The 967-nt window shown below is 64.5% G+C and carries 1 protein-coding gene; it reads right to left on the bottom strand.

Annotated elements, in window-relative coordinates; all coding sequences use genetic code 11:
• The coding region (locus TW83_RS18265; RefSeq protein WP_045984209.1) for an acyl-CoA carboxylase subunit beta at window positions 1–967 on the bottom strand (967 nt) is incomplete at both ends.

Below are 967 nucleotides of genomic sequence, written 5' to 3'. Positions count from 1 at the left end.
CGACCAGCGTCAGGATCGGGATTTCGAACGCGTCGCAGAACCGCACGAAGCGCGCGGCCTTGCGCGAGCTGTCGATGTCCAGGCAACCGGCCAGCACCATCGGCTGGTTGGCGACGACCCCCACCGTTTGTCCCTCGATGCGGATGAAGCCGATGATGATGTTGCCCGCGAAATCCTTCTGGATCTCGTAGAAGTCGCCCTCGTCCGCGACCTTGGCGATCAGCTCCTTCATGTCATAGGGCTGGTTCGGGTTGTCGGGGATCAGCGTGTCCAGGCTGGGCTCGATCCGCGCCGGGTCGTCGAAGAATGGCCGGGTCGGGGCCTTTTCGCGGTTGTTCAGCGGCAGGAAGTCGAACAGCCGGCGGATCTCCGACAGCGCCTCGACGTCGTCCTGGAACGCCCCGTCCGCGACGGAGGATTTCCGGGTATGCGTGGACGCACCGCCCAGCTGTTCGGCGGTCACGACCTCGTTCGTGACCGTCTTGACGACGTCGGGCCCGGTCACGAACATGTAGGACGTGTCGCGCACCATGAAGATGAAGTCGGTCATCGCGGGCGAATAGACCGCGCCACCTGCACAGGGGCCCATGATCACGCTGATCTGCGGCACGACGCCCGATGCCAGCACGTTGCGCTGGAACACGTCGGCATAACCCGCAAGGCTGGCCACGCCCTCCTGGATGCGCGCGCCCCCCGAATCGTTCAGCCCGATCACCGGCGCGCCGTTCTGCATCGCCATGTCCATGACCTTGCAGATCTTCTGGGCGTGGGTTTCCGACAGCGATCCGCCGAAGACGGTGAAGTCCTGAGAGAAGACATAGACCATGCGGCCGTTGATGGTGCCCCATCCGGTCACCACCCCGTCGCCTGCCGGGCGGTCGTCCTGCATGCCGAAATCGGTGCTGCGATGGGCGACGAACATGTCGAACTCCTCGAAGCTGTCCTCGTCCAGCAGCAGGTCGATGCG

Source organism: Paracoccus sp. S4493, assembly GCF_000967735.1.
Classification (GTDB): Bacteria; Pseudomonadota; Alphaproteobacteria; order Rhodobacterales; family Rhodobacteraceae; genus Paracoccus; species Paracoccus marcusii.
This window is presented reverse-complemented; position numbering and strand designations above follow the sequence as displayed.